Below are 21,223 nucleotides of genomic sequence, written 5' to 3'. Positions count from 1 at the left end.
GAGGTGATCCCAGAGGCACGTGGCATCACCAGCATGCAATAAATGATGATAATTTTTGGCCAGTTTGGTTAGGAAAAGAGCAGCTATGCCTTAACATCTGGTCTTTTGGGTATGACGCGAAAGCAACAAAGTGGCAAAGCAATGGCAGTATGCCCCTTTTCGATCAAGCCAGTAATTTATTAGATTGGTTAAACAGCTGCGATCTCGGCAAGCGTCCATTAGTATTTATTACTCATAGTATGGGCGGGCTTTTAGTCAAAAAGATGCTTAGTAGTGCTAATAATTTTGATAACTATAAAGGGATTATTGAGCAGACTAAAGGCATAGTATTTCTGGCTACTCCCCACACTGGTGCTCATCTAGCTAATTTAATTGATAATATTGGTGTTTTCGCACGAACCACCGTAAGTGTGGAGGAACTAAAAGCTCATGACTCTCAGTTACGGGAATTAAATGAGTGGTATAGAGAAAACGTTCGGAGTCTAGAAATTGCCACCAAAGTCTATTATGAAACCCAGCCTGTAAAAGGGATTTTAGTTGTAGACGAAGATAGTGCCAACCCAGGCATTGAAGGAGTGAAGCCGGTTGCCATACCAAAGCACCATATTGACCTATGTAAACCAGATTCTCAAAACAGTTTGGTCTATCTTGGTGTCAAGAAATTTATTGAGGAATGCCTCAAAAAAAAACAAATAACCTTAAATTCCCCGACTAACATTAGTATCAATAGTGGCACTCCCTACTTTGTCGGTAGAGACACTCAACTTGAGCAGCTCCATGAGGAACTTCAAAAGACCGATAGATTAGCCATTTGCGCCATTGCCGGAATGGGCGGTATTGGCAAAACCGAGTTAGCTTTACAATATGCTCTGAGATATCAGGATAACTACCCTGGTGGTAGGTGCTGGTTTCCAGTGCGCGGGCTAGATCTGGGGATTCAAGTTGTTAGTTTTGGGCGTACGGAATTAGGATTAACCATTCCAGATGAACTAGATTTCAACGAGCAGGTAAGATACTGCTGGAGAAATTGGCCAGAGGGAACAGCATTGATCGTGCTGGATGATGTGGCTTCTTTCAGCAATGACTACAAACAAAGAATTAAACCCTATTTACCTCCAGCTGAATCCCGCTTCAAAGTACTGGTCACCAGTCGTCAGCGTCCAGGGGCTTCTTACCGACGAATTGACTTGGATGTACTATCCCCAGAGGCAGCATTAGAATTATTAGGTAAGCTTGTTGGAAAAGAGCGCATTGAGAAAGAACTAACCGAAGCAGAAGCCTTATGTGAATGGTTGGGTTATTTGCCTTTGGGTTTAGAGTTAGTGGGACGATATTTAGATCTACATCCGACCTTAACTATTGCTAAAGTTCAGAAACGTTTAGAGAAAAAGAAATTAGCAGCTAAGGCATTACTTGACCCCACAGAAGAAGGGGAAATGACAGCCCAGTTGGGAGTAGCAGCAGCCTTTGAGTTATCCTGGGAAGATTTGAAAGATTGTCCAGAAGTCCAGCAGTTGGGATGTCGTCTGAGTCTGTTTGCTCCTGCTCCTTTTGAGTGGTCCCTGGTAGAGAAGTGTGTTATCGAAACTGAAGATGACCGGGAAGAAGAACAAGAAGAGTTGGAGGAATTACGCGATCGCGTAGCGTGGCCTACGGCCAATCGCAGTTTACTGAAACTGAACCTGTTGCAACTGACTGAACAGCAAACCTATCAACTCCATCCACTAATTCGAGAATTTTTCCTGACCAAGCTGGCTCAATTACCAGAGGCCGATAGCTACAAGCAAAGCTTTTGTAAGACAATGGTGGCTGTTGCCAAAACAATTCCCCAGACACCAACTCAAGATCAGATTGCAGTAGTTACCCCCGCCATCCCTCATTTAGACGAAGTTGCCACAGTCCTAACTGACTGGCTCAGGGATGAAGATTTAATATTGCCTTTTGTTGGCTTAGGAATATTCTATCAAGGTCGAGGTACCTATGACCAGGCTGAACCTTGGTATGAGAAATGTTTAGACATCACCAAAAGCCGCATGGGAGAAGACCATCCCGATGTAGCAACTAGTCGAGGCTACCTGGCATTACTCTACCAAGTTCAGGGGCGTTACCATGAAGCGGAACCCCTGTTTGTCCAGGCTTTGGACATGACAAAGCAGCTGCTGGGTGAGAAGCATCCCCATGTAGCCAGTAGTCTTAACAACCTGGCATTACTCTACCAAGTTCAGGGGCGTTACCATGAAGCGGAACCCCTGTTTGTCCAGGCTTTGGACATGACAAAGCAGCTGCTGGGTGAGAAGCATCCCCATGTAGCCAGTAGTCTTAACAACCTGGCATTACTCTACCAAGTTCAGGGGCGTTACCATGAAGCAGAACCCCTGTTTGTCCAGGCTTTGGACATGACAAAGCAGCTGCTGGGTCATGACCATCCCGATGTCGTCAGTAGTCTCAACAACCTGGCAGATCTCTACAAAGCTCAGGGGCGTTACCATGAAGCAGAACCCCTGTTTGTCCAGGCTTTGGACATGACAAAGCAGCTGCTGGGTCATGACCATCCCCATGTAGCCAGTATTCTCAACAATCTGGCAGATCTCTACCAAGCTCAGGGGCGTTACCATGAAGCAGAACCCCTGTATGTCCAGGCTTTGGACATGAGAAAGCAGCTGCTGGGTCAAGAACATCCCGATGTAGCCAGTAGTCTCAACAACCTGGCATTACTCTACCAAGTTCAGGGGCGTTACGATGAAGCGGAACCCCTGTATGTCCAGGCTTTGGACATGAGAAAGCAGCTGCTGGGTCAAGAACATCCCGATGTAGCCAGTAGTCTCAACAACCTGGGATTACTCTACTATGCTCAGGGGCGTTACCATGAAGCGGAACCCCTGTATGTCCAGGCTTTGGATATTGCAGAACGGAAGTTAGGATCAAATCATCCTAATACTGTTACCTACCGTAATAATCTAGAAAGATTGCGGGATGATTTGTCACAGCGATCAGTATATATAGCACTTATAGGACTTGTGAGGTACAAATTTCTGGGTTTTAGGAAGCAGCGAAGACGGAAGAGGCAAGACGGAAGAGGGAAAAAATAATGTGTACCTCATGAGTCCTAGAAACGCTATACTTCGGTTGCTATAAATTATTAATTCTAAATTATTAATTCTAAATTATTAATTTAATTCAAGCTTATTTTCGGGAGGATATGATGCAAGAGTCAGTAGTTTATCAACGAATTATTCGCCAAGGATTAGAACAAGGAAAGCGCAATGAGGTTAAGTTAATTATCCGTCTACTAAACCGTCGATTAGGTCAGATAAATCCCCAATTACAAAATCAAATTGAGGAATTATCCTTTGACCAGTTGGAGGATTTAGGAGAAGCGTTGTTAGATTTTGAAACTGAGGTGGATTTGACCAATTGGTTGCACCAGTTTAGGGATAAGTAAAATTCCGTTAGGGGTGGCACTCAAAAGCAATGCCATGGGGAGCTGCTAGAGTGTGTAATGCAAAATTTAGAATGTAGAATTTAGAATGTAGAATTTAGAATTGGGAATTGGGAATTGGGAATTCAAAATAATTTAGAATGGGCAAAGGTATAATTTTTAATTCTTAATTCTTCATTCTTCATTCTTCATTCCTCATTCTTAATTCTTCATTCTTCATTCTTCATTCTAAATTCTACATTCTTCTGACCCCAATTAAGTAGACTTCAACAGCCATAGACTAAGTAAGCCCAGTCTGAAGATTTCTTTCCCTAATGGTGCTTGATCTGAACAGATGTCATGCCTGTAGTCAGCTTGAATCTGTTCCTGAGTCAAAGCCCGACTGTAAATTCGTACACCAGCCAAAAGTCCGGAGTACTGATAGTCAAGATTGCCTTGAATATCACGGAATTGCCCCAGCCGTAGGGGTCTACCAGGGGAAGGCGCTATCGGGTTGTCAGTCTGATTGGGAATCCGACGGATGTTGCCGTTAAAGTCTCGAACTTCTTCGATGTGGCTTTGGATGCCATTAATGTAGGTCTGCATGATAAACCTACCGGGAGCCACTTCACCAAAGGTTGCAGCCATATGGGTCCATTGACCACCATGGACGATATCCTCACTGACTACACCACCACTGCCGCTAGTTTCGTCTGCTTCCTTCGGTAATCCTTGGGTGACATTGTTAGGGATGATAGTCAGAATCAGATTGCGATCGGTTTGTAGAGTACTCAGGAAAAGATACCAGGAAAATGCTTTGCATATGGGCTGTGGGCAGGCTCCAAAACCAACTTCTCCATCAGGGTAAGTACCCTGGGGAGGATCGGTAAAGGCTGGGTTTGCTTTGATGTAATCAACCTTAACCCAAGTTTCCACGGTCAGGTTAGCCAGATCTGGGAAATTGGGAACCTCAACGTATTGTGCAAAGGACATTTGCGGGGATTCGCCGCTATCTGATAAGCGTCTGAGAACGTTATAGTTCAGGGATGCTGAACCAACAAACCCTGGCGGGACATCCGCTGAGGGAGCCAGAGGATGGGCATCGGGATCGTGCTGGATCATACCGTCAAAGGTTCCAGGATTAGCTGTGTTCCTGATCACTCCGTTTTCAGTTGGAGTTTCAAATAAATACTCAGCTACCAAATCTGTGGGATCGGGGGTAAACATTTCTGTTTTTCTTCTGCTTAGACTTTGGAGAAAATTTGATGTTTTCCCTTTTGTTTCTACTCAAAACAATGGGCTAACAAATCTATTGTCTCGGCTCCCTTAGATAGTGACAGTACCCTTTGAGGGTACTATTTTGTCAAAAGTCCAATATTAGTAGCAGAATTAGCGATTGTTTCTAAAAAAACCTGAGACTATAGTGCAGGCAAGATTTCCCCACTGCAATAATTTTCGGAATTATAGTGGATTGCTATAGTATTCGTTGATGCTTTTGATGCGTTACCGTAGCAGCTCTTTGGTTAGCATCGCGTTTTTAATCCTAATAACGCCAGTAAGGACGACCTTTCCAAAATACCCCTAGGATTACTCCAATCAAAGAATTCATGGAAAACCCAACTAGCCCAGGAGGGATTGGAAGTTGGGACTTGAGCAATAGACCGACGATAAGGCACAACACTAAAGCCCAGAGACTAGAGGTATTCAGGAGTAGCTGGGACTGCCAACGTTCACAAATATAAACTCCTAACACCCCAACTCCTATAGTCGCAGCGAAAAACCAGATTATTACTAGGGGTCGAGAAAATAGTAGCACCGAGACGGGACGGAAAATTTCTGATTGAGTCAAGACCCATATCAACAGGTTCTCTAGAGCAACTACCAGCACAGTGGTGAAGGCAGCTACTTTCGACAGAGCTAGCCAAGGCTGTTGCTTAAAATTATGCCAAGGGTTATTCATGTTATGCTTCCTTTGACTTGGTTGAGGATTTTAAAAAAAGCGATGCAGCGCGGTCTTGGGGGTTTCCCCCATGAGCGACTGCATCAAGAAGTGTAGCGAGCTGGAAAACCTTGTCTGGGATTGTCTGATCATGAACTTGCCAATCGTCTATCACCAGCACTATGTCGCACCTCTGCCAGACGGGCATCGCTTTCCCATGCCTAAATTTGGGAAACTCTACCAACTACTGCTACAAGAAGACATTGCCACTCCTAAACAATTCCACACTCCAGACCTTCCCCCACTAGAGTGGCTCCACCTGGTTCACACTCCCGACTATGTTCAAGCTTACTGTGAAGGTACCCTTGAGCCGAAAGCTGTGCGACGCATTGGCTTACCCTGGAGTCCAGCTTTAGTCAAGCGTACCTGTACTGCCGTAGGTGGCACCATTCTTACGGCTAAACTAGCCCTAAGTCAAGGGTTAGCCTGCAATACTGCTGGTGGTACCCATCATGCTTTTCCCAGTTATGGCTCAGGGTTTTGTATCTTTAATGATTTAGCGATCGCATCCCGTGTTCTCCAACAACTGGGACTAGTTCAGAAAATTTTAATTGTTGACCTAGATGTCCACCAAGGAGACGGTACCGCCTTTATCTTCCAAAACGAGCACAGTGTCTTCACCTTTTCCATGCACTGTGAAGTCAATTTCCCTAGCAAGAAACAAAAAAGCGACTTAGACATTCCCCTACCAGAGGGGATGGATGATGATGCCTATCTACAAACCCTAGCCAAGTATCTTCCGGACTTACTCTCAGGATTCAAACCCAATTTAGTGCTCTACGATGCTGGAGTTGACCCCCATGTAGAAGACCACTTGGGGAAATTAGCCCTGACCGACACAGGAATCTACCGTCGGGATATGCAAGTGTTGAGTACCTGTGTAGCAGCTGGCATCCCAGTGGCTAGTGTGATTGGTGGTGGCTACGGTAATGATTTCGATGCCCTGATCTATCGCCACTCTTTACTCCACCGTGCTGCTCTTCAGGTCTATCGCCAGTGTAAGCTTTGATGGCAAACTAAAGAAGGAGGAATTATTTGGTCGTTATTGATAGGATTGATAGCTAGATAAGGTAGATACATTCCCTAGAGCTACGACCAACGCTACACCCCACTCCCAATTTACCATTCCCCATTAGAAAAAACTGTGCTGCTATCCAAAGGCTTTGAAGTAGAAATGTATACCGGCACTCCCAAAGGGGATATTGTCGGTTTTTCCGATCAGATTGTTGCATCCCTCGACGGATTTGTCCGAGAGCCAGATCAGCGCAATGTAGAATACACCACTGCTCCTTTATGTTGCTATGACCGTCTCTTATGTGCTTTAGTGCGTCCCCGACAACAGCTGCGACAGTATTTAAAAAGCTTGGGTAACTATACACTAATTCCCGGCAGTACCCTGTCCTTAGGTAAAAGCGATCGCTTTTACCGTTCTGACCCCAATAATCCTTACCATTCCTACATTGAGACCACCTACGGCACTAAGGTTGTTACTGCCAGCATCCATATCAATGTGGGCATCTCTGACCCAGAAATCCTGATGCGAGCTTGTCGTCTGGTGCGAATGGAAGCTCCACTATACCTAGCCCTGAGTGCATCTTCCCCCTTTCTGGACGGTAAAACCACTGGCTATCACTCCACCCGCTGGGGAATGTTTCCCAAAACTCCCTCTGATGTTCCTTTATTTGAAAGCCATCGTCACTTTATCCAGTGGAATGAAGAGCAACTCGTTGCTGGTACCATGTTTAATGTCCGTCATCTGTGGACCTCTGTGCGCCCCAATGGCAACCGACGGCCCTATGATCTCAACCGCCTAGAGCTGAGAATCTGTGATTTAATGGTCGATCCCATTGCCCTGTTAGCGGTTATGGCACTATTGGAAGCACGCCTGATACAACTGATTCATGATCCCAGTCTTGACCCCCTGGAGATCAGTAAAATACCTGCCAACAACCGTTCAGCTGACTTGATTGGCCTCACCGATGCCAATGAAATCGCTGCGGCTGAATCCAGTTTGGATGCGCAACTGAGGCATTGGGAGGATGGCAGACTAATTCTGGCCAGAGATTGGATTGAGGAACTTTATCAAGAGGTTTGGCCGGTAGCGAAAAAACACGGTTTTAGTTGCTTCCTCTCACCGATTAAGAAAATTCTACGGGAAGGAAACACCGCTGGCCAGTGGTTACAACTTCATTCAGTGGGTGTTGATCCTCGCCAAGTGATGATTCAAGCCATTCAATCCATGGCTGAGCAAGAGTCGCAACTAGAAGATCAATTGTGTCAGTCCCTGGTAGCCTAACTGACTAACAGCTTTGTTATTCAACTACAATTAAATAGCTAAAGTTGTCATCGCAATTTTAGGTTAGGGGGAATCCGGATTCCCCCTAACCTCGCGATGGCATTTTTTATGAATTTTTTTGAATTTTTTAGAGTTTTTGTAAAGACAACCGCCTCAATTGAATAATTTTTTTGCCAAGTGAAATGCTGTGAAATATAAGAATATCTAATATATGCTTCAACGAAAACTAATATAAGAAAAACATATATGATCTATATCACTAGGTAGAGGTTATCTGAAATACAGACAAAAATATTGACCTTAGGTATGCCTATAGTACTATGACCTAAGATATATATCCAATGCTCCTCGAACCTGAATCCCTTGAACTCATTCAAATAAATCTTTTAGGTGCCCTTGACACCCGTTCGCCCACACCCGTTCGCCCACACCCCAAACCCAGTATAGCTTTAAAGCTACTTGTTACCACTTCAAATACCAATAGGCGATCGCCCATTTGTTTTCTAATCAGGGGTTTTAGACCCAGATTTGGTATGAATATAGATTAGGGTCAGACGTGTTATATCATGTCAGGATAATTACCCTTAATAAAAATCTCCCTATCTCCCGTTTATCCCTATCTCCCCATCTCCCCACACCGACCTTTCTCCCCACCCTCCCCACCCTCTCTTTAATTATGGGTATTAAACCAGACTTGATATTAAGGGTTTCATGGTAAAAGTTGTCTTAATCAACCCGCAAATTCCACCGAATACCGGCAATATTGCCCGAACTTGCGCCGCCACCACTACTCAATTGCACTTAGTGGGTCCGTTGGGTTTTGAAATTAGCGATCGCTACTTGAAACGAGCAGGACTAGATTATTGGCCCTATGTAGATCTTAAATATCATGATTCCTTTGATGCATTTGTCAGCTATCACCAGAAGCAAGAGGGGCGATGGATTGGCTTTACCAAGAGAGGAACATACAACTATATTAAGTTTCAGTTTCAGCCCAAGGACTGGTTATTGTTTGGCTGCGAAACCACAGGTTTGCCTCCCCATGTGTTAGAGGCTTGTCAGGCTAAAGTCTTTATCCCCATGACCCAGCCAGGAGTGCGCAGCTTAAATCTCTCCGTCAGTGCTGCCCTTGGCTTATTTGAGGCCAGGCGTCAGTTGGGTTACTTGGAATAGGTGTTTTCTGTGTTAATAATTAGGACTTACTAAGTTGACTTGGTTTCGGTATTGTATAATTTGTATAAATTTTTGATATAGATTTCTTTTGTATAGATTTACTTGTATAGATTTTTCTTATAGATTTAGTTGTATCGATTTAGTTGTATCGATTTAGGTTTAAGCCTTAACCGTTTGAGTTTTAATTTGACCTTAAACCTAGATTATATCACTAATAAAATCAGCTGTCAATAGAAATATCGAAAGCGACTTTAGTCGCTGTTTGCCTTCTCCTACTCTTGCCGGACTACGATAGAAAAATTACATGGGGAGCAGCTGATCACCCCACTCAAAAAATACTTATCCCCCTTCAGGGGTTTAAACACTATAGCTAGAGTTCAAATACCTAATTTACCCTCTACTGATGGTGTAAATAGGAAATGTCTGTAGAAATGTGTAATTTTTGTGAAAAACAATCCCTCTGCTGGGAATTCCCTAGGTGATCAATCAATAACTAGATTTTTAGATTTGGTTAAACTGTGTAAAAACGTTTTGTCGCACAAGTCGGTTTTAATCAGGGAAAGACGTCAAAACAAGCATCTTTGGGTAGAATCAAGGACTGTCAGCCTACAGCTGACCGGACGCACCTTGGTTGAATGAGTTAGTGTGTGTAGAATTACTCACCAAAAATTCAGCTATCTAGAAGACTGAAATTACTTAAGACATATAAGAAATTTCTATCATAAACAGTAGGATTACCGAGAAATCACCGATAGATTTTGCTGATATCAAATGGGGAGTGTTCAGTATACCAAACCAACTATCAGTAGATAAAAGGAGGATTTGAAGGATTTTGTGAGCACACCATCAACTAGCAACCCACCAGGATTAAGATCCGGGTTGATACAGGATTATACGGTTGTTGTCTTACCCAAAATTCGCGTAGAGTTCAGCTGTAACCAGTCAGTTGCTTCGAGATTACCATCGCTGTTTTTATGGCGCTCAAACAGAATAATCAGCAAATATGCTCGATTTTATTGGGTTACTGAGGGTGGTTTCCCGGAGAAGGCCTGATTAGCCAGTTACTTTATATGCATATATATGCAGCATATGCAGCAATCCTTAACGGCAGCCGTGGTCAATCCCGACAAGATCTCTGCTATGGGATGTTGTCCACCTAGTTGTCTAAGGATAATTACTTATCAATGGCTTCAAGGTGTATCTAGCTATTGCCGTCAAGGAATAAATTTTTTAGTAGTCATGTGAGCTTGTCTAAATCAAAGAAGCACGGTAATCTTTGCTAAGTCTGCCAAATAGATGTGATTTGGATCACACTTTAGAAGTGAGTCACATCATTGACTGGTAAAAAATAAATCAGGAACTGTTAAGCGCTCGTCAAACACCAGGAGGACGTTTTTGAAAGGAACACTTACTGATAAGGTCAATCATGTTCCGACCTGTGCAGCAGAGTCATCGGATTCGTCATCGAAACTACCTGCAAGTAATCATGCGGTCGGTGCAGTAATTCCCCTTGAGGTGAACCGTAAGGCTCGTACCTCAGCAGCCATGATTGGATTGGCGATTTCCATGGGGGCATCTGGGTTACTATTACCTCAACAGGGTGATGAAGCAATGGCATTCGAGCCAGTTGCTCCTGACCCAAGTGGGACGAATCTACCAGCAGCCGAATTTAAGGTTACCGCTGTTTCAAGCCCCTCATTGCTAAACCCGGCTAAGGAGGGACAAGGGGGTGTGGCATCAAAGCCAGCCTCACCCCCAGAACTTGCGATTCGGCAAAGCCGTTCGCGTTCGCGCAGCGTCGCCTACGGCGAAAGCGTGGCCTACGGCCTCCGCTACGGGAACGGGAATTTTAACAAGCTCAAAACCGATGACACTCTCCCAGTAGCCAGGAAGTCTACCATTGGTGAGGTTAAGGGTACTGATGTCAAAGCCTCATCTAAGTCTGAGGGTGTAGAGCCAAAACAGTTGCTAGCATCTGCACCAGTATCAAAATCGGGTAACCTGTCAACGGATGCATCACAAGCTGTTTCCGACAAGACCAATAATCTTTTAAAAGCTAGACAAGACCTAGCCCTCAAGCGCCTCCAAAAACATCGAAACCGTCTGAGCAAAAGTCTGGTTCAGTTGAGGTCCGAGGAGTTTAACAAGTCTTATGAACTGGCATCAGCGACCCTTGGTTCTAGCCCACACACTTTACCCCCTGCAGTGCTAAAACCTGAGGGTTCAGTAACACAAACATCGCAGCCCATTGTTACGGTACCTACAGCTCCGGCGACGCTCCCACAGCCAAGGCCGAAAGTTGCTGTATCACCAGCCTTAACCCAATCAACTAGATCTGAGCCACTACCGGTGGTCATTCCAGTACCGACTCCAGAAACAACTGTCATATCGGCAGTCAAACCATCAGTTTTCAAGGTCAGTACTCCAAGAATTGCATCGGCTACAACCAAGGTAACTACAGAGCAACTAAATGTACCACAGCCAGTGGTGGTGGGAACTAGGCTGTCATCTACTGGTAACTCTTTTCACCAGGTCAAAGCTGGTGAAACCCTAGATTCTATTGCCCGTAGTTATGGTTTATCCCGCTCAGAGCTAGTCTTAGCCAATCAGCTAGATAATCCTCACCTAATTGAAATTAATCAACAGCTGAAAATTCCTCAAGTTGGGACATTCGATCAGCAACAGTCGTCAGTAACTTTGCTATCTAGCAACAGCCCGAAATCTGAACCTTGGAAGCCAGCAATAGGGCGACCATTGGATTTAGAAACAACTATCTCTGTTAAGACTTCTACTAGTCGAGATCAAGTCACATCCGTATCTATAGAGGAAAAACCTAAAGTAAAACCGGTAACTGAGACCATTCTGGCTCAATCGACCTCAGACAGTGGTCTGCTAGCTCAAGCTACTTCCTCGATTGAAAATCAGCCTCTAGAGTCTATTAACTCTCAGCGCAACTCCTATGTTGAAAAATTAAGGGCTGATATTCTCAAGATGCGAGAAGAAATCCGGGACAATAAAACCAGCCCAGAGGAAAGCAAACCAATCAACCTAGGAACTCCTACTAACGAGCCAGTTGCTGATCCCTCAGACAAGGAGTCTAAATCTGTCGAGATCACTCCCCAGTGGAATCCTGAGAATAATCAAGCAACCGGTGCGAAAGAGTCGGAATTATTATTACCGCAGCCACCGACAGCTCCACAGGTTCCTATTGCTATTCCAAGACCTCAGCCACCCCGGAAAACTCGACGCAGTTCTATTGCCATTCCTGTGCCTCCACCTGAGGTATCACAACCGAGAAGGATAGCTGTAGCTCCTGCCCCACCGGAACGATTTAACCCAATGATCCGCATACCGGTAGGAAAACCTGTTTCACCAGGAGTGCCACCTCTGTCTACACCAGATATGTACTTGCCAGATAGCCCTAACCGCTTTAACGGATATATCTGGCCAAGTAATGGTGTGATTACCTCAGGTTATGGTCGGCGTTGGGGACGGATGCACAAGGGTATTGATATTGCAGCTCCGATTGGGACACCAATTATGGCAGCAGCCCCTGGTGTTGTAGTCAGTGCTGGTTGGAATTCAGGTGGCTACGGTAAATTGGTGGAAATCAAGCATCCTGATGGTAGTCTGACCCTTTATGCCCACAACAGCCGAATTTTTGTGCGTCGTGGACAACAGGTTGGCCAAGGTCAACGAATTGCCGCTATGGGTAGCACAGGTTATAGCACTGGTCCTCACTTACACTTTGAGGTACATCCCAGAGGTCGGGGAGCTGCAAATCCGATCGCCTATTTGCCTACAAGACGGTAATAGAGTGATTTCAAGGGAAGTATCCCAATCAGGCAAAATTACTAGGTTGAAGGAGGAGACAGAGGAAAAGGGTAAGGTAAGCAACAGGGAAGTTTCCTACTCTTCCTCAACTTCTCTGACAATATTTATGAGAAATCCCAACACTGAAAACTCCGCCACAAAGCGAGCCCAGATCAAAGTGACTAGCGCGCTTTTAGCCTAAAAAAACACAAGAGCAAAAAGTTGACACTTATCTAGCGCTATAGTATAGTTTAAGTATAGGGTACAGGCTGAAAAACTGAACGCGCCCCGCGTGGCCTTTGGCCTTGGCGCAACCGGAAGAGAGATCCGCCACTGCATGACCTAAAAGTAGTAATGCCCAGAGGGCTTGAAGTTACCGTAAGTAGAGGGTCGCCTTTATAGTCGGTAGGTTATGCAGCATAGGGAAAAGGTTTTGTAGTAAGGCGACCCTCTACTAAGGTTTCGTCTCTGGGAAAGTCCTCTTTAAAAACCCAATCGTCAATTAGACGTTGGCGTGTGAACCCAGGAAAATCACAACTTGAGAAAAAATACGGTACGGTGGGGCACACCGAAACCAGGTGAAAAGGAAGGAAACGGACTTTTATCGGCACTTCCTGACAAGTAGCCAAACGCGATCGCGAGAATTGCCCGCTGGGTCTACTGTGAACTAAACTAAATTCTTGGTCTTGACGGGTTTTTGGTTTAGGTACTGCCTACTTTTTGGCGGCGTCAAAGATTAGGACACAGTGGTTTAAGGCAGCTCATTGATCTGGGAATCGCCGTTCTTTCAAGACGGCGAGTGTCAATAAAGAAATTATTGGCATTGATATGTTATAGTAGATAAGGATTGAAGAAAAGGCTCAGTAGCTCAGTGGTTAGAGCAAGGGACTCATAAGCCCGAGGTCGCAGGTTCAAATCCCGCCTGAGCCATAACTAATTAATTAGTCAACTGGATTGATCAAGAGAACCCTGGTAGTGTTCTCGGATTTCATTAATCGAAAACAAAGCTTGAAACATTAGGCCAGCGGACTTATAAAGCTCGGCTCCGCCTTGGAGCCGGTCAACCAGGGCTATTACCAGCTCTACCTGGTAACCGGCTTCCTTAAGGCGATCCACGGCTTTCATGGCTGATTGCCCAGTAGTCACCACATCTTCTAATACCACTACTTTGGCTCCTGTGGGCAAACTAGGACCTTCAATGTATGCCCTGGTTCCATGACCTTTTGGCTGTTTGCGGATAATTAGACCAGGGATAGGGCAGTTTTCTAAGGCAGAAACAATGCTAACCGCACTCACGATGGGATCTGCACCCAGAGTTAAGCCAGCAACAGCTTGAGTATCAGCAGGTAGCATTGAGAATAGCAAACGTCCTATTGCCAATGCTCCTTGAGGATGAAGGGTGACCTGTTTACCATTGATGTAATAAGAGCTACGCTGCCCCGACGAAAGCACAAAATCACCCTCTTGGTAAGCCAGTTTACAAAACAAATCCAGCAGAAAAGGTCGCAGGAGAGGTAAATCCTTTGGGGTAGACAGGGCTTGGAATTGGTTGTTCATGAAACTTACTACTACTAGTGGCGGTTGATTTGGATTATGCGGTATTCTTTCACAGTCAGCCGTCAGCCGTCAGCCGTCAGCTAAAAGCTCACGCTACTTGAGGTGCCGTCAGCTTATTTTATTCAAAAGCTGTTCGGTGTAGCGTGGGCTATGGGCATAAACTGTTCGGTGTACAGTGGCACAGGCTTCGAGGCTGGGACCCATAAGCTGATAGCTGATAGCTCATAGCTGATAGCTGATAGCTGATAGCTGATAGCTGATAGCTCATAGCTGATAGCTCATAGCTGATAGCTGATAGCTGATAGCTGATAGCTGATAGCTCATAGCTCATAGCTGACAGCTAAATGCTTACTTTTCACCGACTGGGGTACTTTACCCTTAATATCGGATACTATTGAGGAAAACTACGGGTGATTGCGATGCAAATGCGTTGGGAAAAGCTGTTTAGCGTTTTAGTTATAGCAGCCACTGCTAGTCTAGGAGCAGGTGGTGCCATAGCAGAAACTAATTCGGAGGACTTGGAGCTAATTCCTCTATTAACATTACCTGAGGCTTTTGAAAACGCTTTTTTTGATGACTCTGGGAACTTTTTTGAAAACAGGAGCATCAAGAGTCAAATCGATACAATTTTCGGCTCTGGATGGCCACCTGCGTTTCCAGAACTGGCACTTGAGCGCGATGCTCAGCGTGTGAGTAATCTTTATCGGGATTTACTAAAGCAGCAGGTAGAGAGTGGCCCTGTTATTCGTACTCTGGATTTACCAAACCCCTACAATACTTCCCTACGGTTGCTAGAGCAATCGAGTGATATACCAATCCAAGTGGAAAACCAAGAATTTTTCTTGGCACCGCAGCCCATACTACAGCTGCGCAGATGAGTATGGGGCAGATCAGTATGGGGTGATAGTAGTAGCTGACCGCAAGTGTTAAATCCAGGGTGCAGGAGTTGAACCTGCCTAGGGCAAATTATGAGTTTGCTGCCTCAACCGCTCGGCCAACCCTGGGTTATCCTTTTCTATTATGGTAGCCTGAATCGGGTTATTGCAACACCACTAACTAGAAATTCCCGATTTATCCGATAATTCACAGAACATAAGATAATCTAGCTGTATAGCAGGACTATAATACAGCACGGAACCAGCGGTAATTCGGAATAACGTTAATCACGCTATGAAATTCAACACAACTGTAGCGCTAACCATAGTTCTACTGACAATGATGTTAGGTGCAGGTGTCGTGAGTGCCTTTTGGGGATTCTCTATCGGTCACGAAGCCCTCAAAGGAGTTACTCAACCGGATACTAACCCTAAGAAAAAGTTGACAGGGAATAAGGGGTCTTCTTCTGGGAAAGAAGGGGTCTTGATTGTGAGCGAGAAGGATATCTTGGTTAACGTTCACGCCCACATACACAATAAGGGTAAAAATCCTCCGGCTAAGAAAAACAGCCAGAAAACTAAGCAAATTAGTTGGTCTAAGCCAGCTCAGAAGGAGTCATCGTCTGGTGTATTGACTAAAGAGGCATCCTTCACTCGGAAAAACCCTAAGCTAAATTTGCCGGTTAAAAGTCAGGATAAGGGAGTCACCCTAGCGGTAAATTCTGCCAGTGTGCAGGAGGGTTCTTTAATGTTGGATGTCAGCTTGAAGAATCAGAGTTCTAATCCAGTCAGGTTTCTGTACAGCTTTTTGAATGTTACCGATGATCGCGGTCGTGCCTTAAGCGCAATTACGGAAGGCTTACCAGGAGAATTACCGGCTAATGGCAAGGAATTTTCTGGAACAGTGAGCATACCGACAGCTTTACTAGAGAACTCCGAAAAGCTTTCCCTGACACTGACCGATTATCCCGATCAAAAACTACAGTTGAAAATGTCTCAGATTCCTGTAGTTAGATAACGAAGCAAGTCGAGGGAATGGTTGTTAAGGATAAAACGTTGACGCTATGCTAAAAGCCTATGTTGAGAGCAAGCAACTAAGCCAGTTTCGCCAGCCAGTATCAGAAATTCCCTTGACTGGCACTCTTGAACTAGCTCAAGGAAATGCTAGTCATACAACTGAAAACCCCATAATACAACTGATAAGTTTTTGATGGTAAGCGATAAATCGATACCAAGCTGCCCTAGGTCTAGGAAGATACATCAGAAGGCAACCGTAACCAGCAAAAAATGAAAATTATTTGCTTTTACCTTTCACCTTTTCTATGGTTGCCAACCTAATGGTTTTTCTAACAGTGGATGCTTCTATTAGCCTCTCTGAGGGAGAGGTTTTGCTGGGATTGTTATCAGTGCTACTACTGATAGCGATCAATGCTTTTTTTGTTACGGCTGAGTTTTCCATGGTGGCCGTGCGGCGATCGCGGATTAGCCAATTAGTAGATGCGGGTGACGTGCAAGCAAAGACCGTTCAGGCTTTGCAACAGAGCATTGACCGATTACTATCTACAACTCAGTTAGGGATTACCCTCTCGAGCCTTGCTCTGGGATGGATTGGGGAGACTACCATGGCAACCTTGGTAGCAGCTGGGATAGCCAAGCTACCAATAACGCCAGCTCTAACTCCAGTTATTACCCATTCCCTAGCAATCCTGGTGGCATTTTTCCTGATTGCGTATCTACAAATTGTTTTGGGGGAACTTTGCCCCAAATCCCTGGCTTTACTTTACTCAGAACAACTAGCACGGTTTCTTGGACCACCCAGTCTGGTAATTGCCAGGTTTTTTAATCCTTTTATCCAGATTTTGAACCAATCTACCCGCTGGCTCCTGAGGCTGGTGGGTGTTCAATATTCTGGTCAAGGTTGGTATAGCCGTGTAACACCGGAAGAGTTGCAGCTGATTATTACCACTGAACGGGAGTCTATCGGACTGGAAGCAGAAGAGAGAAAACTACTGAAAAATGTGTTTGAGTTTGGGGAGGTAACAGCCGCAGAGGTAATGGTTCCCCGCACCAGTCTTGTGGCTATTTCCCATGCAGCAACCTTCGATATTTTGTTAGAGGAAGTTGCTAAGACTAGTCACTCTCGCTATCCTGTGATTGGGGCATCCCTAGATGACATTCGTGGCATTATCGACTTCAAAAAAATGGCTAAACCTTTATCTAAAGGGAAGCTAGGACTTCAGACACCGATTAAATCCTGGATTTGTCCAGCTAAGTTTGTCCCAGAAACTACCCCATTGAGTGAATTACTGCCGATGATGCAGCGATCGCATTTGGCAATGGTGATGGTGGTGGATGAGTTTGGAGGTACGGCTGGATTAGTCACCCTCAAGGATTTAATTGCTGAAATTATTGGTGATGGACCTGAATCTGACATAAGCGAGGACTTGACTGTACAAATTCTCGACGAGTATACCTTCCTGGTGCAAGCTCAGATGAATATGGAAGAAGTCAACGAACTTTTGGATTTAAACCTACCAGTAATTGATGACTATCATACTTTGGGAGGTTTTTTGCTGGACAAGTTTCAGAAAATTCCTGTACCCGGTGAAACCTTAAATTATGACAATCTAGAATTGACCGTTGTGTCTGCTTCTGGAGCGCGCCTAAACCAAATTCGCATAAGCCGCCAGCAGCCACAAGGTAAGAATTCAGTAGATGTTTCCGATTCTGAACAAATGCCGATAATTCCCAGAAAGGATGATGTCTCCTTTGACAATGGAGGGCTTTGATAGTTTTGGTGAATTTTATTTGATTAGCTCTGGAGAAAACCAATAGAAAAGAATGGCGCGAGGAGATCAAATTTACGTATTCCAAAAGTTTCTTAACCTTGAGGGGGTTTACCAACATCATGGTATTGACTGTGGAGATGGTAGTGTTATCCACTACCGCAAAAATACTGAAACAATTGAGCGTACTTCTCTGGCTACCTTTGCTCTAGGTGAAACAAAAATTTATGTCAGGCAGTACTCAGTTTGTTTAATTCCAGATGTTGTGATTCGTCGAGCAGAAAGTCGATTAGGGGAAAGACAATATAATCTAATTTTTAATAACTGTGAACACTTTGCTAATTGGTGCAAGACTGGCAAAAGTGAGAGCCAGCAAGTCAAGGATTTTATTCCGGTAATTAGTAATATGAAAATCGAGGGTTTGTACGAAGCTATAAAACAAGCACTTCAGGGAGCAAAGCAAGACGATACAACCCAGTTACTTAACCAAGCATTATCTGATCTCAGGGTGGTTTGGGATGAGATTCAACCTAAGTATAAACAGGAACTTAAAGAAATCAATGTCTGGCAGCAAGTGGCAATTCAAGCTCTTAAAAACAATAGAGAAGACTTAGCCCGTGCGGCTTTGATGCGGAAGCGGAACTATGAGAAAAGCGCGACGGACAAGAAAGCTAAATTAGACCAGTTAGCGAAGATGACAGAAACATTGATTCGCAACCGTATGAACTGGCAACAAACCTAGTGGGTTGGTTAAGTAATCAGAAAGCTACTTTGAGCGGTCAGCTATCAGCTATCAGCTATCAGCTAATAGCTATCAGCTATCAGCTCTCAGTAATCAGCTTTTGAATAAAATAAACTCACGGCTGACGGCTGACGGCTGACCACTGACGGCTGACGGCTGACGGCTGACGGCTGACGGCTGAATGCTTACGTATAGATGATGGGAGGATAGGCAGATATAACTATATATTTGCTTATATACTTACTTTTAGTTGTAAAGATCCAAAAAACTGAATGGAACGTGGTTTACTATGGTTACCTCTGCTAGCAGCATTTTGCTGGCTTGCCTGGTCAGGCTGGAATGAATACCAAAAGATTGAAGCTTATCGCCGCTGGGCTGAACAGTTTGAACGGGCAAAGTATGATATATATGCGGTGCTTGGTCAAAACGGCAGTGACCTGACTTGGGGTAAACCCACTAGAAATAAACCAGTAAATCTAGAAACCTTTTCCCTCAAAGACGTTAAATCAATCAACTTGCTAGTTGATAATCAAGTGGTTGACTTAGAGCAACCACCGGATAAAGGTCGTGCGATCGCATTAGAATTTCAATTCCTCAAACCCATAGATCCAGTCAAAATTCCCTTTACAGAAATTCCTTTGGCAGTGGAGTGGGGAAAATATCTCCAGTCATTCACGCTTAGCGCTGGGTGAAGGCAATAGAGAATAGGCAACTTCGGCTGCTGGACATTGGGTAGCACCCTCCGCCATTGATCCCAGGTTACCCTTACAGGTTAGACCTGGGGATTCTCGTCAGTCAAGCTAAAAACTGCACCAACTGCTCTAACTTCAACCAAGGGGCACCGCTAGCCATAACATCCTTTGCCAGAGCAATCCCTGCTGTGTAGTCTTCGAGAGGTATAACACCAGCGACTTGAAGGGCTAATGAGGCATTTAACGCCACCACATCCTGCTGGGCTGGTGTTCCTTTACCTTGCAAAACGTTCCGTAAAATTGCCCCATTTTCCGCTACATCACCGCCTCGTAGGGACTCAGTAGGGGCAGGAGTTAGACCAAGATGTTCCGGATTTAGACTCAAAAGTCGCACCTCACCCCCCGATAGCAGTGCCAAGTCAGTTTGATCTGCCAATCCCGCCTCATCTAATTTTTCCCTACCATGGAGAACTATTGCGTTGGGAGTACCCATCAAACACAACGATCGCGCTACAGTCTCTACAAAGTTGGGAGCATAAACACCGATTACCTGACCGGTGGGACGCAGGGGATTTACCAATGGTCCTAACAAGTTAAACACTGTCCGTACTTTTAGGGTTTGCCGTAACGGTGCCACTGCTTTCATGGCTGGATGCCAACCCCGAGCAAACAGAAAGGTTACCCCTACCTCATCCAGGGCTGCCTGAATCTTGTCCGGTGCTGCTGCTAAATTTACTCCTAGGGCTTCGAGCACATCAGCCGAACCCACCTTACTAGAAGCAGAACGATTACCATGCTTAGCCACCAGCACTCCAGCCGCCGCCACTACAAAGGCTACTGCGGTAGAGATATTAAAGGTAGACGCGCCATCCCCACCGGTACCACAGGTATCAATGACGGGTTGGTTGTGTTTAATGGTTGTCTTCTGCAACGACTGGGATTGTAGCACCTGAGCCATCCCTGCCAATTCGGTAGCCGACACCCCTTTAGCCTGGATAGCTGCCAAAAGTGCGCCAGATAACACAGTGGGAATTTCTTCATTCAACCATCCCTGCATCAGTTGTGATGCCTGGTCACTGGATAACGATTGCCCATCCAACAACTGTTGCAACAAACTGGGCCAGTTAGAAGAGGTTTGAACCATTATTATAGAAGTAGAGTATTTTATCTGGAAATGCGATCGCATTAACTATTCAATCACTATTTCCGATCAATCTCTAACTAACAAGGTTACAGCATAAGCAGCAATTCCCTCTTCACGTCCCACCGGACCCAACTTTTCATTAGTGGTTGCCTTAATGCCAATTTGGTCAGGCTTCAGGTCTAGGACTACACTTAAGCGATCGCGCATGGTCTTAATATGAGGCTTAAGCTTAGGACGCTCCGCCACCACCACCGAATCAATATTGCCAATCCGCCAGCCATGGGATTGGATCAACTGATTCACCTGACTCAACAATACCAAACTATCCGCACCCGCCCATTTTTCGTCAGTTGGGGGGAAATAATGACCAATATCGCCCAAACTCAAGGCTCCCAGCATGGCGTCCATGATGGCGTGAGTCAGGACATCGGCATCACTATGACCGACTAATCCCAATTCATGAGGAATGTCTACACCTCCGATAATCAGACGGCGACCTTTGCCCAATTGATGGATATCGTAACCGTTGCCAATCCGAATAGTCATTTTTTCCACTGAATCCCACGTTAACAGAGCAAGCGATCGAATTTTACCTGCTATCTAGGGCGTGTCATCAATTAAGCCAGATAACGGTAGCAGCCAGATAAATTGCGGATAGAAAGTTTATTGCCCCTTTATCATAGCGTGTGGCAATCGCTCGATATTGCTTGAGTTGGGCAAAGAAGTTT

18 protein-coding genes and 2 tRNA genes are annotated in these 21,223 nt (G+C 45.0%); 12 read left to right on the top strand and 8 right to left on the bottom strand.

The genetic code is table 11. The features are described 5' to 3' along the window. Positions 1 to 590: 590 nt before the first annotated feature. Positions 591 to 3,089 carry an FxSxx-COOH system tetratricopeptide repeat protein gene (fxsT, locus tag F6K38_RS00310; protein WP_502709559.1) on the top strand — a complete coding sequence of 833 codons (2,499 nt, stop codon included), beginning with the start codon at positions 591 to 593 and terminating at the stop codon, positions 3,087 to 3,089. A 110-nt stretch (positions 3,090 to 3,199) separates the two neighbouring features. After that, a complete protein-coding gene (locus tag F6K38_RS00305; protein ID WP_229414357.1) occupies positions 3,200 to 3,442 on the top strand; it encodes a DUF4351 domain-containing protein in 243 nt (80 codons plus the stop codon). A gap of 252 nt (positions 3,443 to 3,694) precedes the next feature. Here the strand turns inward: F6K38_RS00305 and F6K38_RS00300 are convergent, their stop codons facing one another. Both F6K38_RS00300 and F6K38_RS00295 read right to left on the bottom strand, forming a co-directional pair. Then, complete coding sequence (locus F6K38_RS00300; RefSeq protein ID WP_287297380.1) at positions 3,695 to 4,645, bottom strand: LamG-like jellyroll fold domain-containing protein; 951 nt, start codon at positions 4,643 to 4,645, stop codon at positions 3,695 to 3,697. Between the two features lie 316 nt (positions 4,646 to 4,961). Beyond that, positions 4,962 to 5,378 (bottom strand): hypothetical protein, encoded by a 417-nt coding sequence (locus tag F6K38_RS00295; RefSeq protein ID WP_008180997.1) that lies wholly within the window; start codon positions 5,376 to 5,378, stop codon positions 4,962 to 4,964. 130 nt (positions 5,379 to 5,508) lie between these two features. Here F6K38_RS00295 and F6K38_RS00290 point away from each other — a divergent pair, with 130 nt between their 5' ends. From F6K38_RS00290 to F6K38_RS00270, 5 genes are all read left to right on the top strand, one after another. Further along, complete coding sequence (locus F6K38_RS00290; RefSeq protein ID WP_287355915.1) at positions 5,509 to 6,426, top strand: histone deacetylase family protein; 918 nt, start codon at positions 5,509 to 5,511, stop codon at positions 6,424 to 6,426. Between the two features lie 135 nt (positions 6,427 to 6,561). Further along, on the top strand, positions 6,562 to 7,713 hold the full coding sequence (gene gshA, locus F6K38_RS00285; protein WP_008180992.1) for a glutamate--cysteine ligase: 1,152 nt from the start codon (positions 6,562 to 6,564) through the stop codon (positions 7,711 to 7,713). 711 nt (positions 7,714 to 8,424) lie between these two features. Further along, positions 8,425 to 8,886, top strand: coding sequence for a tRNA (uridine(34)/cytosine(34)/5-carboxymethylaminomethyluridine(34)-2'-O)-methyltransferase TrmL (gene trmL / locus F6K38_RS00280; protein WP_008180990.1), 462 nt, complete (start codon positions 8,425 to 8,427; stop codon positions 8,884 to 8,886). Positions 8,887 to 10,281: 1,395 nt separating this feature from the next. Beyond that, entirely contained in the window at positions 10,282 to 12,699 is a 2,418-nt protein-coding gene (locus F6K38_RS00275) for a peptidoglycan DD-metalloendopeptidase family protein (RefSeq protein ID WP_008180987.1), read from the top strand. An 857-nt stretch (positions 12,700 to 13,556) separates the two neighbouring features. Next, positions 13,557 to 13,629, top strand: a tRNA-Met gene (locus F6K38_RS00270). Positions 13,630 to 13,644: 15 nt separating this feature from the next. On the opposite strand, the gene pyrE is transcribed toward F6K38_RS00270, so the two are convergent. Together pyrE and F6K38_RS43965 are read right to left on the bottom strand one after the other, a co-directional pair. After that, positions 13,645 to 14,256 carry an orotate phosphoribosyltransferase gene (gene pyrE / locus F6K38_RS00265; protein ID WP_008180983.1) on the bottom strand — a complete coding sequence of 204 codons (612 nt, stop codon included), beginning with the start codon at positions 14,254 to 14,256 and terminating at the stop codon, positions 13,645 to 13,647. Positions 14,257 to 14,404: 148 nt separating this feature from the next. Beyond that, positions 14,405 to 14,587 carry a hypothetical protein gene (locus tag F6K38_RS43965; protein ID WP_287264703.1) on the bottom strand — a complete coding sequence of 61 codons (183 nt, stop codon included), beginning with the start codon at positions 14,585 to 14,587 and terminating at the stop codon, positions 14,405 to 14,407. Positions 14,588 to 14,666: 79 nt separating this feature from the next. Between F6K38_RS43965 and F6K38_RS00260 the strand changes: the two genes are divergently transcribed. Continuing rightward, positions 14,667 to 15,134, top strand: a complete 468-nt coding sequence (locus tag F6K38_RS00260) for a hypothetical protein (protein WP_131826948.1) — start codon at positions 14,667 to 14,669, stop codon at positions 15,132 to 15,134. 53 nt (positions 15,135 to 15,187) lie between these two features. Here F6K38_RS00260 and F6K38_RS00255 read toward each other — a convergent pair. Then, positions 15,188 to 15,260, bottom strand: a tRNA-Ile gene (locus F6K38_RS00255). 166 nt (positions 15,261 to 15,426) lie between these two features. On the opposite strand from F6K38_RS00255, the gene F6K38_RS00250 reads away from it, so the two are divergent. From F6K38_RS00250 to F6K38_RS00235, 4 genes are all read left to right on the top strand, one after another. Then, positions 15,427 to 16,149, top strand: coding sequence for a hypothetical protein (locus F6K38_RS00250; protein ID WP_044492411.1), 723 nt, complete (start codon positions 15,427 to 15,429; stop codon positions 16,147 to 16,149). Positions 16,150 to 16,468: 319 nt separating this feature from the next. After that, complete coding sequence (locus tag F6K38_RS00245; RefSeq protein WP_287264704.1) at positions 16,469 to 17,920, top strand: hemolysin family protein; 1,452 nt, start codon at positions 16,469 to 16,471, stop codon at positions 17,918 to 17,920. Between the two features lie 52 nt (positions 17,921 to 17,972). Continuing rightward, positions 17,973 to 18,659 (top strand): lecithin retinol acyltransferase family protein, encoded by a 687-nt coding sequence (locus tag F6K38_RS00240; protein WP_008180972.1) that lies wholly within the window; start codon positions 17,973 to 17,975, stop codon positions 18,657 to 18,659. A 272-nt stretch (positions 18,660 to 18,931) separates the two neighbouring features. Then, positions 18,932 to 19,351: a hypothetical protein gene (locus F6K38_RS00235; RefSeq protein WP_008180968.1), complete on the top strand. Its 420-nt coding sequence runs from the start codon at positions 18,932 to 18,934 to the stop codon at positions 19,349 to 19,351. A 103-nt stretch (positions 19,352 to 19,454) separates the two neighbouring features. On the opposite strand, the gene trpD is transcribed toward F6K38_RS00235, so the two are convergent. The 3 genes from trpD to F6K38_RS00220 all read right to left on the bottom strand — a co-directional run. Continuing rightward, positions 19,455 to 20,495: an anthranilate phosphoribosyltransferase gene (gene trpD / locus F6K38_RS00230; RefSeq protein WP_008180967.1), complete on the bottom strand. Its 1,041-nt coding sequence runs from the start codon at positions 20,493 to 20,495 to the stop codon at positions 19,455 to 19,457. Between the two features lie 66 nt (positions 20,496 to 20,561). Further along, positions 20,562 to 21,041, bottom strand: coding sequence for a 2-C-methyl-D-erythritol 2,4-cyclodiphosphate synthase (gene ispF / locus F6K38_RS00225; RefSeq protein ID WP_008180966.1), 480 nt, complete (start codon positions 21,039 to 21,041; stop codon positions 20,562 to 20,564). 67 nt (positions 21,042 to 21,108) lie between these two features. Continuing rightward, the coding region (locus tag F6K38_RS00220; RefSeq protein ID WP_353737155.1) for a transposase at positions 21,109 to 21,223 on the bottom strand (115 nt) is incomplete at its 5' end.

It is taken from the genome of Moorena sp. SIO3B2 (genome assembly GCF_010692525.1).
GTDB lineage: Bacteria > Cyanobacteriota > Cyanobacteriia > Cyanobacteriales > Coleofasciculaceae > Moorena > Moorena producens.
The sequence above is the reverse complement of the archived record's forward strand: the minus strand, read 5'-3'. Positions and strand labels throughout refer to the sequence as shown.